11 protein-coding genes are annotated in these 14,901 nt (G+C 31.8%); 9 read left to right on the plus strand and 2 right to left on the minus strand.

What is annotated here, in order from left to right; all coding sequences use genetic code 11:
- The first annotated feature begins 12 nt into the window (after window positions 1–12).
- The 7 genes from FYJ33_RS04115 to FYJ33_RS04145 all read left to right on the plus strand — a co-directional run bounded on the left by FYJ33_RS04115 (window position 13) and on the right by FYJ33_RS04145 (window position 9,316).
- Window positions 13–2,115, plus strand: coding sequence for an efflux RND transporter permease subunit (locus FYJ33_RS04115; RefSeq protein ID WP_154530497.1), 2,103 nt, complete (start codon window positions 13–15; stop codon window positions 2,113–2,115).
- A 16-nt stretch (window positions 2,116–2,131) separates the two neighbouring features.
- On the plus strand, window positions 2,132–4,813 hold the full coding sequence (locus FYJ33_RS04120) for a hypothetical protein (RefSeq protein ID WP_154530498.1): 2,682 nt from the start codon (window positions 2,132–2,134) through the stop codon (window positions 4,811–4,813).
- A gap of 196 nt (window positions 4,814–5,009) precedes the next feature.
- On the plus strand, window positions 5,010–6,260 hold the full coding sequence (locus tag FYJ33_RS04125; protein ID WP_154530499.1) for an ammonium transporter: 1,251 nt from the start codon (window positions 5,010–5,012) through the stop codon (window positions 6,258–6,260).
- A 12-nt stretch (window positions 6,261–6,272) separates the two neighbouring features.
- Window positions 6,273–6,638, plus strand: coding sequence for a P-II family nitrogen regulator (locus tag FYJ33_RS04130; protein WP_154530500.1), 366 nt, complete (start codon window positions 6,273–6,275; stop codon window positions 6,636–6,638).
- A gap of 168 nt (window positions 6,639–6,806) precedes the next feature.
- Complete coding sequence (gene glnA, locus FYJ33_RS04135; protein WP_277644423.1) at window positions 6,807–8,138, plus strand: type I glutamate--ammonia ligase; 1,332 nt, start codon at window positions 6,807–6,809, stop codon at window positions 8,136–8,138.
- Window positions 8,139–8,153: 15 nt separating this feature from the next.
- The gene (locus tag FYJ33_RS04140; RefSeq protein ID WP_154530501.1) at window positions 8,154–8,723 is read left to right on the plus strand and encodes an ANTAR domain-containing response regulator; all 570 of its coding nucleotides are present in this window, start codon (window positions 8,154–8,156) and stop codon (window positions 8,721–8,723) included.
- 179 nt (window positions 8,724–8,902) lie between these two features.
- The gene (locus tag FYJ33_RS04145; RefSeq protein ID WP_154530502.1) at window positions 8,903–9,316 is read left to right on the plus strand and encodes a DUF3785 family protein; all 414 of its coding nucleotides are present in this window, start codon (window positions 8,903–8,905) and stop codon (window positions 9,314–9,316) included.
- An 83-nt stretch (window positions 9,317–9,399) separates the two neighbouring features.
- Here the strand turns inward: FYJ33_RS04145 and FYJ33_RS04150 are convergent, their stop codons facing one another.
- Entirely contained in the window at window positions 9,400–10,626 is a 1,227-nt protein-coding gene (locus tag FYJ33_RS04150; RefSeq protein WP_154530503.1) for a VanW family protein, read from the minus strand.
- A gap of 90 nt (window positions 10,627–10,716) precedes the next feature.
- Complete coding sequence (locus tag FYJ33_RS04155) at window positions 10,717–11,340, minus strand: hypothetical protein (protein ID WP_154530504.1); 624 nt, start codon at window positions 11,338–11,340, stop codon at window positions 10,717–10,719.
- Window positions 11,341–11,489: 149 nt separating this feature from the next.
- On the opposite strand from FYJ33_RS04155, the gene zupT reads away from it, so the two are divergent.
- Window positions 11,490–12,269 (plus strand): zinc transporter ZupT, encoded by a 780-nt coding sequence (zupT, locus tag FYJ33_RS04160; protein ID WP_154530505.1) that lies wholly within the window; start codon window positions 11,490–11,492, stop codon window positions 12,267–12,269.
- 175 nt (window positions 12,270–12,444) lie between these two features.
- The gene (locus tag FYJ33_RS04165; RefSeq protein ID WP_154530506.1) at window positions 12,445–14,832 is read left to right on the plus strand and encodes an HAD-IC family P-type ATPase; all 2,388 of its coding nucleotides are present in this window, start codon (window positions 12,445–12,447) and stop codon (window positions 14,830–14,832) included.
- Window positions 14,833–14,901: the final 69 nt, after the last annotated feature.

The following is a 14,901-nucleotide window of genomic DNA, read 5'->3' on the forward strand; positions in this document are numbered from 1 at the left end:
GGGATGAATTAGATGAGGAAATTTGGGAAATTCATATCAAATCACTATATGCTTGTTGTGATTATAGGATTATTACTATTGATTCCATCTGTATTTGGGTATTTTAATACTAGGATTAATTATGATATATTGGGGTATCTCCCTAAGAATCTGGATTCAACAAAAGGGGAAAAAATACTTGATAAAACTTATTCTGATGCTTCAATGGCGTTAATTGTAGTTAATGGTATGGAGTCAAAGGACATTGTAACTATGAAAGACAAAATGAAAAAGGTAAATGGTGTTGAAGATGTATTGTGGCTTGATGATGCACTTGATATATCAATACCAAAGGAAATGCTTCCGGATTATGTGAAAAAACAGATGTATAATGGTAATTCAACACTTATGGTCGTTAAACTTAAAGAATCATCAGCATCTGAAACTACTCAGCACTCAATTGATGGCTTAAGAGATGTAATGGGTAAGCAATGTTATTTAAGTGGCATGTCCGCTATATTAAAGGATACTAAGGACCTTGCGGATAAAGAAGCACCATTTTATATTATACTTGCCGTTGTTTTTTCACTTGTAGTTCTTATTCTATCTATGGAATCAACACTAGTTCCAATCATATTCCTTGTATGTATAGGAATCGGCATACTTTATAACATGGGAACAAATATATTTCTAGGTGAAATATCTTATATAACAAAAGCATTAGCTGCTGTTTTGCAACTAGGAGTTACGATGGATTACTCTATATTCTTAATGCACAGATATGATGAAAAGATTAAAGAGTATGAAGATAAAAGAGATGCGATGGCTGAAGCTATTTCTGCAACAATGCTTTCAATATCAGGAAGTTCTCTTACAACTATTGCAGGCTTCCTAGCATTATGTACTATGGACTTAACTTTAGGAAAAGATATAGGAATAGTAATGGCTAAGGGAGTTATTATTGGTGTTATATGTGCAGTAACAGTTTTGCCAGCATTTATCTTAGCTTTTGATAAGCCAATTCACAGGTCTACACATAAGACAATAATTCCAAATTTCGCAAAAGTATCAAGAATAGTTACTAAGCATTACAAGGCTTTTATAGCAGTTTTTGTAATAGCTTTTATTCCAGCTGTATTTGGAGAGAGAAATGCAAGCGTATATTATAATCTTGATGAGTCTCTGCCAAAGAGCATGGCATCAATTGTCGGTCTTAATAAACTAAAGGATAATTTTAATATGATGACAACTCATTTTGTTCTTATAGATAAGACAGTTGATAATTATAAAGTCAATGACATGACTAAACAGATTGAAAAGCTGAGTGGAGTTGAAAGTGTTCTTTCATATGAAAAATTTATTGGACCTTTAATTCCAGATGAATTTATACCTGATAAGGTTAAAGATATATTTAAACAGGGGAATTACAATTTACTGCTTGTAAATTCATCTTATAAATCAGCACAGACTTCGGAAAATGAACAAATTGACAAGATTACAAAGATTGTTAAATCCTATGATCAAGGTGCAATGGTTACTGGTGAAGGACCATTGACAAAGGATTTGATTACAATCGCAGATTCTGATTTTAAGAAAGTATCAGTTACATCAATTTTGGTGATTTTCATAATTATAATGTTTGTATTTAAATCGGTATCTATACCTATTATTCTTGTAGGTGCGATAGAACTTGCAATTGAAATAAACATGGGCATTCCGTATTATACAGGATCAATAATTCCGTTTATTTCAAGTATAGTTATAGGAACTATTCAATTAGGAGCTACTGTTGATTACGCAATACTACTAACATCTAGATTCAATGAAGAGCTAAATAATGGAAGTAACAAAAAAGACGCTATTAGAATTGCTCTTGAGGAATCAGCTAAATCAATAACTACAAGTGGACTTACATTTTTTGCTGCAACTGCTGGTGTTGCAATGATATCAGATATGGCGCTGATTAGGAGTCTATGTCTTCTTATAGCACGTGGAGCACTTATTAGTATGGCAGTAATCATCTTTATACTTCCATCATTGCTTTATGTATTTGAAGGTGTTATAGCAAAGACTTCTTTACATTGGAGAAAGAACAAAAACTTAGGTGTAAATGTAAACAAGGGTATAATTGCATAGATAGGGGGAAAGGTATATGAGAAAATCAATGTCTAAAAGATTAATAGCTACAGTAGTATTAATCACTATAATAGCAGGAAATAGTACAGTAGCTGTATATGCTAATGAAGTAAAAAAAGATGAATCTGTTTATGTAACATTAAAGAGTGATGGTACAGAAAATGAAAAGATTGTTTCTGACTGGATTCACAGCAGCGACAGCAATGCAACTGTTACAGATAAATCATCTCTTGAAGAAATAAAGAATGTTAAAGGCGAGGAAAAGCCAGTACAAGATGGTGAAAACATCACATGGACTCTGAAAGATAATGATCTATATTACCAGGGAAAGTCAACTAAACAGCTTCCTATATCAGTAAGCATTAAGTATTATCTTGATGGCGCTGAGATTTCTAAAGAAGATATAGCTGGCAAATCAGGTAAAGTTAAAATATCATTAAAGTTCACAAACAATAACTATGAAGAAAAGCAGATTGGAGATAAGATGAGAAAAATTTATACTCCGCTTTCAGTAGCTGGCGGTATGGCTCTTCCAACTGATACATTCAAAAATATCAAGATTAATGAAGGGAAAGTAATTTCAGAAGGAAATACAAATGTTGCAAGCTTTGCAGTTCTTCCAGGTATGAAGGAAACTCTTGATATCGATGGTGTAAGCTCAAAACTTAATGTTAATCTTACTGATACTATTGAAGTTGAAGCTGATGCTACAAATTTTTCACTAGGACCAATAATGATGGCAGCATCTACAATGATGCCTGAACTTAATACGGTAGATGCTGCAGATGATATAGACAAGCTTAATGATTCATTAAAAATGCTTAAGGATTCAAGTGACAAGCTTCTTGATGGTACTAATAAATTGAAGTCAGGCACTGATAGCGCAGCAGGCAAACTTGCAGATGCTAAGAAAATATTGAGAAATCCTAGAGTACAGGAAAAATTAAGCCTTGTTACAAAAGATAATAATGTATTAAGGGCAAATCGTCTTATAGAAGATGCGTTTGTAGCACAGGGTATGGATACATCTGCAGTAAAGCAGTTATTAGGCTTAATATCATCAGGTAATTTTGAAAAGGCAGATGCACTTCTTGCAGATGTAAGAGATTTATCTCAGTATAAGTCTACATTAGATAGTTCTGTAACTGCTATAAATGCACTTACAGGCGATAAAAAAGTTCAAAAGCTTATGGGCGATGTTACTGTAGCCAAGAAGACTTATGATGGTATAGATAACAGTACTAAACAGAAACTAAAAGGTCTTTCAGGTGTTATGACTAAGGAAAATCTACAAAAGGGACAGCAGCTTGTTAGAGGAGCAAAGAATGCTGAAACTCAGCTTGATTTACTTATGAAAAAGGGAAACACCCTTAAGGATCAGGTTGATCAGTTAACTGTTCAGATTGTTAATGCTACAGGTTCTTCAAGTGTTGAAGAAGCTATGACTAAGATAGATATTCAGCTTGCAGCTATAAACCAGTTCTATTCTGATAAAGGGCAGGCACAACTACAATCTATGCTTAAAGATGTTACAAATTATAGTGAAGGTTTCCTTGTGATGAAGGCATATATAGCTAATGACATTAAACAGACTATACAAGAAAAAAAGGTTGATTTTAATACGGCATTTACTGTAGCTCAGAAAAAAGCAATAGCGATTATTCATGGAGTTTATGGAGACAGTGGTACAAAACTTGTTCAAATGGTACAAGCTTTAAAATCAACGCAATTTACATCCGATGGAATACTGAAAGATGCTCAAGATATTAAAACAAACGGAACTTATATAACTACTATGATTAGTACAGTTAATGGAATGAAACCATTAATACAAGTGGTTGCACAGGCTAAACCTATATTAACTGAGGCTAAAAAAATACTTGAAGGTGATGAAGTCAAAGGTCTTACTCAGTTCTATGGTGCTGTAAGCAATATACAGAATAAAGCATTTATTGACTCATTAGCTAATGCATATTTGTCATTAAATGAAAATGATATAAACAGTATAGTATCATTAAAGAACTCAGTTGCTACTTTATCTGCGGATGTAGAAGCTAATAAGGAGAATATTGCAAGCATTGAGAAGATGGCAGCTGGCTTAAAAGGCAAAGATATGGAAATTACAGCAAAAGTTAATAAGCTTGAAAAAGATATGGCTCAGGCTAAACCATTATTAAATAGTGTAGAGGCTTTGGTTAAAAAGACTGATAAGAATTCCATAGATAAAGCTTCTTCTATGGCAAAGACTTTACTTAGCATGCAGAATGATTTAAAGAATAGTGATGATATATTAAGAATTACTCAGGATGCTTTAAGCAAAGGAAATGTATCACAGGCAAGAAGTCTTGTGAACTCACTTCCAAAGCTTGAAGATGGGGTTAAACAGCTTTGTGATGGTATAACTCAGTTAAATGATGGCATGAAACAGTTCTCTGATGAAGGAATTAACAAGATTAACGATAAGGGAACTACAGCTATTACTGACGTAAAGAATGTACTAAAAGTTAAAGATGAAATGGTTAAGATGTCTAAGAAGTATGACAACTTTACTGGTAAAGACGATAGCATGATAAGCACAGTTAAGTTTGTTATTAAGACTGAAGAAATAAAGGCCCCTTTATCTAAAGAAAGTAAAGTAAAAACTACAATTAAAAAGAAGACTGGTTTTATTGAGTGGATTAAAAATTTATTTAAATAAAGCGTTGACATATAAATACAATATTGTATAATTATATATAATAAGTTAAATGAAGACGACGAGGTCTTAGTAATAATACATTACTATGACTTCGTCTTTTTTATTTTAATGTTATTTTGACGTCAAATTTAAAAAATTATTTCTGCAGAATAATCAATAAGCAAAAGAGTTAACAAAATATTAAGGGGGATTTTCTATGGAATTATCAATAAATACTATGTGGACTTTGCTTGCAGCAGTATTGGTATTCTGGATGCAGGCAGGATTTGCGATGGTTGAGACAGGCTTTACCAGAGCAAAAAATGCAGGAAATATTATTATGAAAAACCTGATGGACTTTGCATTAGGTTCCATTATATTTTGGATATTAGGTTTTGGACTTATGTTTGGAAAAGATATAGCAGGATTTATAGGAGCACCAAACTTCTTTATACAAGGTGATTTAAGTTATCTTAATCTTGGAGTATCTAAGGATGCATATATTTTCTTTCAGACAGTCTTCTGTGCTACAGCAGCAACAATAGTTTCAGGTGCTATGGCAGAGAGAACTAAGTTCTCATCATACTGCATCTACAGTGTTGTAATTAGTGCTGTTATTTATCCAGTAGTAGGACACTGGATATGGGGAGGCGGCTGGCTTCAGAATTTAGGATTCCATGATTTTGCTGGATCAACTGTAGTTCATTCACTTGGAGGATGGTGTGCGATTATTGGTGCAGCAATTTTAGGGCCTAGAATAGGAAAGTATACCAAAGAAGGAAAATCTAATGCATTTCCAGGACATAGTTTGACATTAGGGGCTTTAGGAGTGTTTATTCTATGGATGGGCTGGTTTGGATTTAACCCAGGTTCAACTTTATCATTAACAGGTGACAATTTAAACATTGCTTCAAGAGTTTTCATTACTACAAACTTAGCAGCATCTTTTGCAGCAGCTACTACTATGATGATTACATGGATTAAATATAAAAAGCCTGATATCAGCATGACTTTAAATGCTGTCCTTGCAGGACTTGTAGCAATAACAGCAGGATGTGATGTTGTAACCCCTGCCGGATCTGCAATTATTGGAATTGTTTCAGGTTTTGTAGTTGTATTTGGTATTGAATTTATCGATAAGGTTGTTAAAATCGATGATCCAGTTGGAGCAATCGGAGTACATTGCTTAAATGGTGTTGTTGGAACAATTATGGTTGGACTTTTTGCAGCATATGGTGATAACCTGGGATTGTTCTATGGTGGTGGATTTAAGTCCTTAGGTATTCAATTATTAGGTATAATTGTTGTAGCAGCATGGACAATTGCTTGTGCATTAGTTTTATTCAAGACATTAAAGGCTACTGTAGGATTAAGAGTCAGCACGGAAGAAGAAATAAGAGGACTTGATTTACAGGAACATGGAATTGATAGTGCATATGCAGACTTTCAGACTACAGATACACTATAGGGGGCGTTGTAGATGGATTATAAGATAACTAAGATTGATATAATTACAAGGAAATCTAAATTTGAAGAACTTAAAGAAGAAATGAGAAGGATAGGTGTTACAGGTATGACTGTTACCCCGGTTATGGGATGTGGAATGCAGAAAGGTGAAATTCAGTACTATAGAGGTGTGCCTGTAGAGCAGAGATTGCTTCCAAAAATAAAGATTGAAATAGTTGTCTGTGAAGTGCCGGTTGAAAAAGTAATAAGTACAGCTGAGTCAGTATTAAGAACTGGAGAAATAGGTGATGGCAAGATCTTTATTTATGATGTAGCAGATGCGGTTAAAATACGTACAGGAGAAAGAGGTGCTGATGCGCTTATTGATAAGAAAAAATAGATAATTAATAATATAATTCATGAGGGTAGTACATGAAAATATATTAACAGTATGAGATTAAGTTGACTTCCTGAATTTAATGGTATAAAATAAACTTATTGGACAAAGGCGTTCGATAGAAAAGAAGTTTTCTATTGTGCGCCTTTTTTCTAAAGGGGGTCAAATTAGGTGAAAAGATATTCCAAAGAAGATATTTTTAGACTTGTTGAAGAAAACAGTGTTAAATTTATTAGGCTTCAGTTTACAGATATTTTTGGAGCTTTAAAAAATGTAGCAATAACAGATAAGCAGTTAGAGAAGGCATTAAATAATGAATGTATGTTTGATGGTGCCTCAATTGAGGGATTTGTAAGAATTGAAGAATCAGATATGTATCTAAGACCAGATCTTGATACATTTATAGTATTCCCATGGAGACCGCAGCAGGGGAAAGTTGCAAGAATGATTTGTGATGTATATAGACCTGACGGCAAGCCTTTTTTAGGAGATCCAAGAAATGCACTTAAGAAAGTATTAAAGGAAGCAGAAGAACTTGGATATACTATGAATGTAGGACCTGAATGTGAATTCTTCTTGTTTGAAACAGATAATAATGGGCAACCTACGATAAAGGCACAGGATGATGCTGGATATTTTGATTTAGGACCTGTTGATATGGGTGAAAATGCAAGAAGAGATATGAGCCTTATTTTAGAAGATATGGGATTTGAAATTGAGGCTTCACATCATGAAGCAGCTCCAGGACAGAACGAAATAGATTTTAAGTATAAAGATGCACTAACAACAGCTGATAATATAATGACATTTAAGCTTGTTGTTAAAGCAATTGCTCAAAGACATGGGTTATACGCTTCATTTATGCCTAAGCCTATTCAGGGTATAAATGGCTCAGGTATGCATATTAATATATCTCTTAATAAAGATGGAAAAAATGCATTCATAGATGAAAATGATGAACTTGGATTAAGTGGTACTGCATATAAGTTTATGGCAGGACTAATGAAACATATAAAGAGTATGGCAGCAATTACTAATCCATTAATAAATTCTTATAAAAGACTTGTACCTGATTATGAAGCACCAGTTTATATTGCTTGGTCATCTAAGAATAGAAGTCCACTTATAAGAGTTCCTGCACCAAGGGGCAATGAAACAAGGATAGAACTTAGATGCCCTGATCCAAGTGCTAATCCATATTTAACTCTAGCTTGTCTTTTAAAAGCTGGGCTGGATGGAATCAAGAATAATATGACTGTACCAGACAGTGTTGAAAAAAATATATTTGCCATGACAGACGAAGAAAAGGAAAAACTTAATATTGAAAGTCTTCCTGTAAGTTTAGATGAAGCATTAAAATATATGAAGCAGAGTGAACTTGTTAAAGAAACTCTTGGAGATCATATTTTTAATAATTATATTAAAGCAAAAGAAGTTGAAATCGAAGGATATAGAACTCAGATTAGTCAGTGGGAATTAGATAATTACCTAAGAAAATATTAGGATGGAGAGATTGCTATGAATATTCAAAGGGGAGTAATAGTAGCACTGACTAATGAAGAGACAGCACAAAAAGTTAGAAATATATTATGTGAAGATGGATATGATGTTCTGGCAATATGTACAACAGGCGGAGACCTTATAAGAAGGGCTATGCAGCTTTCGCCTGATTTGATTGTTACAGGATATAAATTATCGGATATGACTCTTCTTGATATATACGATTCGTTAGGAGACCAGTGTAGCTTTTTAGCAGTACTGAATGAAACTTATCGCTCATTTATTGATGAAGACAGCGATATATACTGTATAAATAGTCCTATTTCAAGGGTGGGTCTTCTTAATGCAGTTGATCTTATATTCCAAAGCAGAATGAAGCTTATAAGGTTGCAGCAGAAGGTTGAAAAGCTTGAAGATAAAATAGAAAAAAGAATTGTAATAGATAAGGCAAAAGGAGTCTTAATGATGCATAAAGGATTTTCAGAAATGGAATCATTTAGATATATTCAGAAAACTAGTATGAATAGTGGACAAAAGATGAGTGAAGTTGCGGAAAAGATTATTTTTGCATTTTCAGATAAAAAATAAAATAACCCACAAATAAATTTAATTTCCTTTCATAGGGCAGGCAGTTTTGTCTGCCACTTTTTTTGTTATCTGAAAAATTGCGTTCAAAAATGTGGTGTTTTATGCTGTAAAGAATTGAATATAAAAGCATACTTTTATTTTACTATGTTTAATTGTATAATTATTCTGAGGTGAAGGAAATGTATAAATTTGTTTATGAAGATAAAGAATACGAATTAAATGAAGAAAATTTTAGATATCTGCTTCAGGACGATGAAAAGGAAATTAATAATATAAGTTTAGACACAATATGTAATATTTTAAATGACAGTGATTGCGTTAAATTTGAAAGAGAGTTCTATTCAGAAAAATGTGATTTATGTGGTTATTCAGATGAAGTACATAAGAAGAGTTATCCATTTTTAGAGTATCATTTCTTTCTGTTTACAAAGAACGGAGAAATAGTAACGAGCAGTATATCAAAAGATTATGAAATGAATTCATATGGCAGACTTGAAAAACTGGGCAAAGTTGATAACAGCTTCCTTGTAAGTATTATCATGTGTGTGAACTGCTGCAAATTTGATATTGAAATTGAACAATGTGAAATGTAGTCTATAATATATCACTTAAAGTAAAAGACCGTATAGAAATTAGTATTTATTCATTCCTATGCGGTCTTTTTTGTATTTTAACATCAAGATGGTGTTTTGTAGGTATCGGTTGATATAAGCTCTGTTTTTACAACTTTATTATCTATTAATGTTTTCTTATAAGTCTTACTACTTCTTGGACCAAGTTGTTCAACTGAAATCTCTATTTTTTTATTCGGCTCTTCGTTAACACCCCAAATTGAAGCTGATACAGTTTTATTTGAAACATAACATTGTACTATAATTGGATATTTTTTGTTATTTTTGAATTTGAAATCAATAGATCCACTGGCTATGGTTGCATCTCTGCCTATTGGTGCATATGATACAACAAACATATGTGGTGCACGTTCCACAACTTTCAAATCAGCAAAAAGAACAGCGTTATATAGTGTAGATACGCCCTGGCATATACCACCGGCTACAGCATCTTGCACTTTACTCTCTGCAAAAGCTGGAGCAGGTTTATACCCATCTGCAAGTTCTCTACGTCCTGCAGATTTATCACATGAAAAAGTTTCATTAGGAAGTATTAATGATCCGTTTAACTTGTTTAAGAATAATTTTATATTATTAGTTCGGTTAGCGTTTAGGCTAGTAAGAGTTGTGGTATAAGTACCTAGCACACTCATTTTATTTTGAATATCTTCAGAAACACTGCCTGCAAGAGTATCGATTGGGATTTTTACATTTAAGTTAGTATTATCATTTTTTACTGCATCACTTAAGTTTTGATATAAAGCATCACTATTCAAGCTGTAACCATCTTCGCCACCTGAGAGATGTACTTTATTATTAGCAAAAGAAACAGAAGGTTTCTTCACTTTTTTGTTTACATGTTCTGAGAGCTTGTCTGTAAATAGTTTGAAATCATCTTTCTTTACAAGTACTTTTGCTTTTAACACATTATCTTTTGTAATCATTTTAGTTATCTTATCTTTATTTGTTGAGATTTTTTTATCTTTTGAGAGCTTAACTGCCTCATTTGTAAGGGAATCAATATCATACATACAGCCTGTTTCATACATTGTATATGAATCTGAAAATCTATCAGAAGAAAAAGAGATTTTAGTATCTTTTAGTTTTTGAGAATAATAAGAATTTACAATGTCCTTAATATCACTCCTGCTTATATCTTTCTCTGGAGTTTTTGTTGTTGACAGTAGCATTGATTGAATTCCTTTTGACTTAGTACAAACTAAATATGAAATAGCTGTAGTTGCGACCCCTAATGTAATTATAAGTAAAACTGTAATTATTTTTTTCTTCATGATCAAACCCCCTAATAATATTTTACACAATAATATACTGAATGTAAAATATTGCTAGTTAAAATAATATTACAATTTAATTACAATTAGTTATAGTCTTTTAATTTCTTCTATAGCTGATTGAATTTCATCTTTTGTCATCTCTTTTGTTGAGAGAAAATCTTCATTATGAGACATCATTGAATTATATATTTCCAAAATGTCATCCTTATATTTTTTTCCCTTCTTTAGAAGTTCAAACGAAATATCATCTACTTTTGTATAGTCTTCATGTTTTGCATATATCTTAACTAAAGTATAAAGTGCATTATTGTCAAGATCATAATGAGATAATTCCTCACATGAACTCATAAGATCATTTATATAATAGGGGATTTTTGTATCCTTATCGTTTAAATAGATATGGCTTAAGATATAGAAACCTTTAAGTAATTTGTAGAAGGTATTATCATTTTGTTCACAAAGAGTCCATTGTTTAACAAAAAGTACACCTAGTATTGTAAATTTTGAATAATCTTTTATCTTAGGATGAACAAAGATAGTTTCAAGCTGTGTTATAGACAGCGTACTAAGAAAATCAGAATCAAAATTTAAATATTTCTTGAATAATTTTTCGAGTTTTAAATTAGTATCAGTAAGATTATACTTATTTATCTTATCTAATGATGTTAATAATTCTTCTGCCAGGCCATCATTAAAATCGCTTTTTATCATTAAGAATAAACCTCCTATTTCCTATAATAATACGAAAATTATATAATAATATGAAAAATTATACAACAAAAATTTCTTTGTTTAGTTATTTAATCGTATTCTTCTTAATAAATTAAAATAGTAATAATAAATTAAAGGAGATAAAAGTCTTGGATATAAAATCGTTGGTACCACTATTGTTGTCTTTATTAGCAGGAATGTGTACTGTAATAGGAGCTTTTATAGTTTTTTTCTCAAAATCAAAAAATAAAAAACTTATATGTTTTTCACTTGGATTTTCTGCCGGAGTAATGATTACTATCTCATTTACTGATTTATATATAACTGCAGAAGAAAATTTGTCAAAAAAAGCAGGGATGATAGGAGGAGTCTTATATACTCTTTTATTTCTTGTTATGGGAGCACTGATGGCTCTACTTATTGATGAATTTATTCCTGATGTTGAGAATGATAATAAAGTGTATGATTCTAAGAATGTTAAGTTGTACCGAGTTGGATATGTATCAATGATAGCACTGATGATTCATAATTTCCCTGAAGGAGTTGCAACATTTGTCTCAGGTTACGAAAATGTGGCGCTTGGAATTTCAATAGCACTTGCTATTGCACTTCATAATATTCCCGAAGGAATATCAGTAGCTATGCCAATATATTATTCAACAGGTAGCAGAAAGGAAGCATTTGAGTATACATTTATTTCAGGTATTGCAGAACCAGTAGGGGCTATTCTTACATGGCTTATACTTAAACCATTTATTAATGATACTATTTTAGGAGTTATTTTTGCATTAGTTGCAGGAATAATGCTTTATATATCATTTGCTGAACTTATACCTACAGCAAGAGAGTATCATTATAATAAGATATATCTTTTTTCTATATTTTTAGGCATATGTATAATGCCTGTAAGTCACATTTTTATAAAGTGATAATTTAAAATATATTGTCTATACTGAAGAATACAAGCATAATTATCGAAAAGAAATTAAAATTTAAGAAAGAATTAATATTTTCAACAAAATTTATATTAAAAAATTAACAATTTTAACTTATAATATTGATTATATGATAAGAAGTAATGTGATTAAAGTTTAGGTGAAAAAGATGAAAAAGAAAATTTTAAGAAAAAAAGAAACGAAAAAAAGTGATATACCAGAAAAAAATAAAATTGGATTAACTACAGAAGAAGTAAAGAAACGAATACATGAAGGAAAGGTCAATATAATTCCTAAATCTCCTTCAAGAAGTATTTGGCAGATAATACTAGCAAATGTCTTTACTTTGTTTAATGCAATAAATTTAGTTTTAGCTGTAATTGTTATAATAGCAGGGTCACCAAAAAACTCAATATTTGCTGGTGTAATAATTTCTAATACCATAATTGGTATTCTTCAGGAGTTAAAGGCTAAAAGGACAGTAGAAAAATTGTCAATTCTTGCAAAATCAAAAGCTATAGTTATTAGGGATGGACAGGAAAAAGAAATAGATATTGAAGATATAGTAGTAGATGATGTGATATTTTTAAAATCAGGTAATCAGATTCCTGTTGATGCTAAAGTTCTTAAAGATAACAGCATAGAAGTTGATGAATCACTTTTAACAGGTGAACCTGATATAATTATCAAAAATGAAGGTGATGTTTTATATTCAGGAAGTTTTGTAGGCGGTAATTCCGGTTATGCAGTTGTAACAAGTGTTGGTGCTGATACTTATTCATCAAAACTTTCAAAAGAAGCTAAAAAGTTCAAAAAGATAAAATCAGAACTACAGAGCTCAATGAACAGAATATTAAAAGTTATTATAAAAATAATTATTCCAACAGGTATTTTATTAACATTTACTCAGATGTATTTCTCAAAAAAACCATGGCAGGAAGCGGTGCTTGGTGTTGTAGCTGGAATAAGTGGTATGATTCCTGAAGGACTAGTACTATTAATAAGTGTAACTTTTGTGGTGAGTATAGTAAAACTATCAAAGTATAATACGCTTGTACAGGAACTGCCAGCAACAGAAATTCTTGCAAGAGTAGATACATTATGCCTTGATAAGACAGGTACTATAACTGAAGGCAGATTGAATCTTGTTGAAGTAAGAAATTTTAATGACGATTTAGAACAGTGTGAAGAGGCAATAAAGGCTATTGTAACAGCTTTCCCTGTTGTAAATCAGACACAGCAGGCCATACTTGAGAAATATGGAGAAGAAGCTAACAGTATTACGATAACTTCAAAAGTTCCATTTTCATCAGCAACAAAGTGGAGTGCAGTTACTACTGACAGTGGCAAGAGCTATTATTTAGGGGCTCCAGAGATATTGTATAGCACAAAATATGATGAAATTAAAGAACAGGTTGAAGAAGAAGCTTTAAAAGGCAGGAGAGTTCTTCTGTTAGCAGAATATGATGGAGAAGCAGGTGTTACAGTACCAGAAGACATTAAGAAAGCTGCTCTTATAATCCTTGAAGATGTGATAAGACCAGAAGCTCCTGAAACTTTAAAGTATTTTGAAGAAAATAATGTTGATATAAAAATAATTTCTGGAGATAATCCTGTTACAGTTTCTGCGACTGCAAAAAGAGCAGGAGTGAATAATTATGATAAATATATTGATATGACTACTGTTGAACATAATAGTTGCAAGTATATGGAAATAGTTGATGAGTATACTATTTTTGGAAGAGTTACACCTCATCAGAAAAGAGATCTTGTAAAAGCACTTAAGAAACAAAATCATACAGTTGCAATGACAGGTGATGGAATAAATGATGTACTTGCGTTAAAAGAATCTGACTGTGGTATCGCCATGGCATCTGGAAGTGATTCATCAAAAGCAGTTTCACAGCTTGTATTACTTGATTCAAACTTTGCATCTTTACCTAAAGTTGTACAAGAAGGAAGACAAGCAATTAATAATTTGGAGCTTGCAGCTAACCTTTATCTGACTAAGACAGTATATGCAGTTTTATTGTCAATTATGTTTGCACTAATACTTTTACCATTCCCATATACACCTATTCAGATGTCATTAATAGGTTCACTTGGAATAGGAATACCATCATTCTTTATTGCATTGCAGGCTAACAAGGATATGGTTAAGGAAGGATTCTTGAGAAGGATACTTGTTAAGTCGCTTCCTAATGGAATAGGAATAACTTTTGGTGTAGTAGTAGCTTCTATTATTATGCATTTTAATGGATATACTGATATTAAAACAACAACAATATGTACTCTTATAATTGGTATACTAAGCATGATTATATTACTTAAGGTTTCAGAACCACTAACACTTATGAAAATCTGTGTTGTAATATGTGCTGTAGGGTTGTTTATTACAGCATTTTTATTGGGACTTTCAATGAAGGTGTTCGGATTCACAGTTCTTAACAGAGGTGATATAATATTAGCAGGAGTATGTATATTTGCTTCATTAGTAGTAATAGAACTTACTAGAGGTATACTTATAAGATATTTATCAAGAAAAAAGAAAAAATAGTATGTTTATAAAATTTCTCAGGGCATTTTTTGTTTCTGAGAAATTTTTTTCTTTGAGTTATATAGTGTT

It is taken from the genome of Inconstantimicrobium porci (assembly GCF_009696465.1).
In the GTDB taxonomy this organism is placed as follows: domain Bacteria; phylum Bacillota; class Clostridia; order Clostridiales; family Clostridiaceae; genus Inconstantimicrobium; species Inconstantimicrobium porci.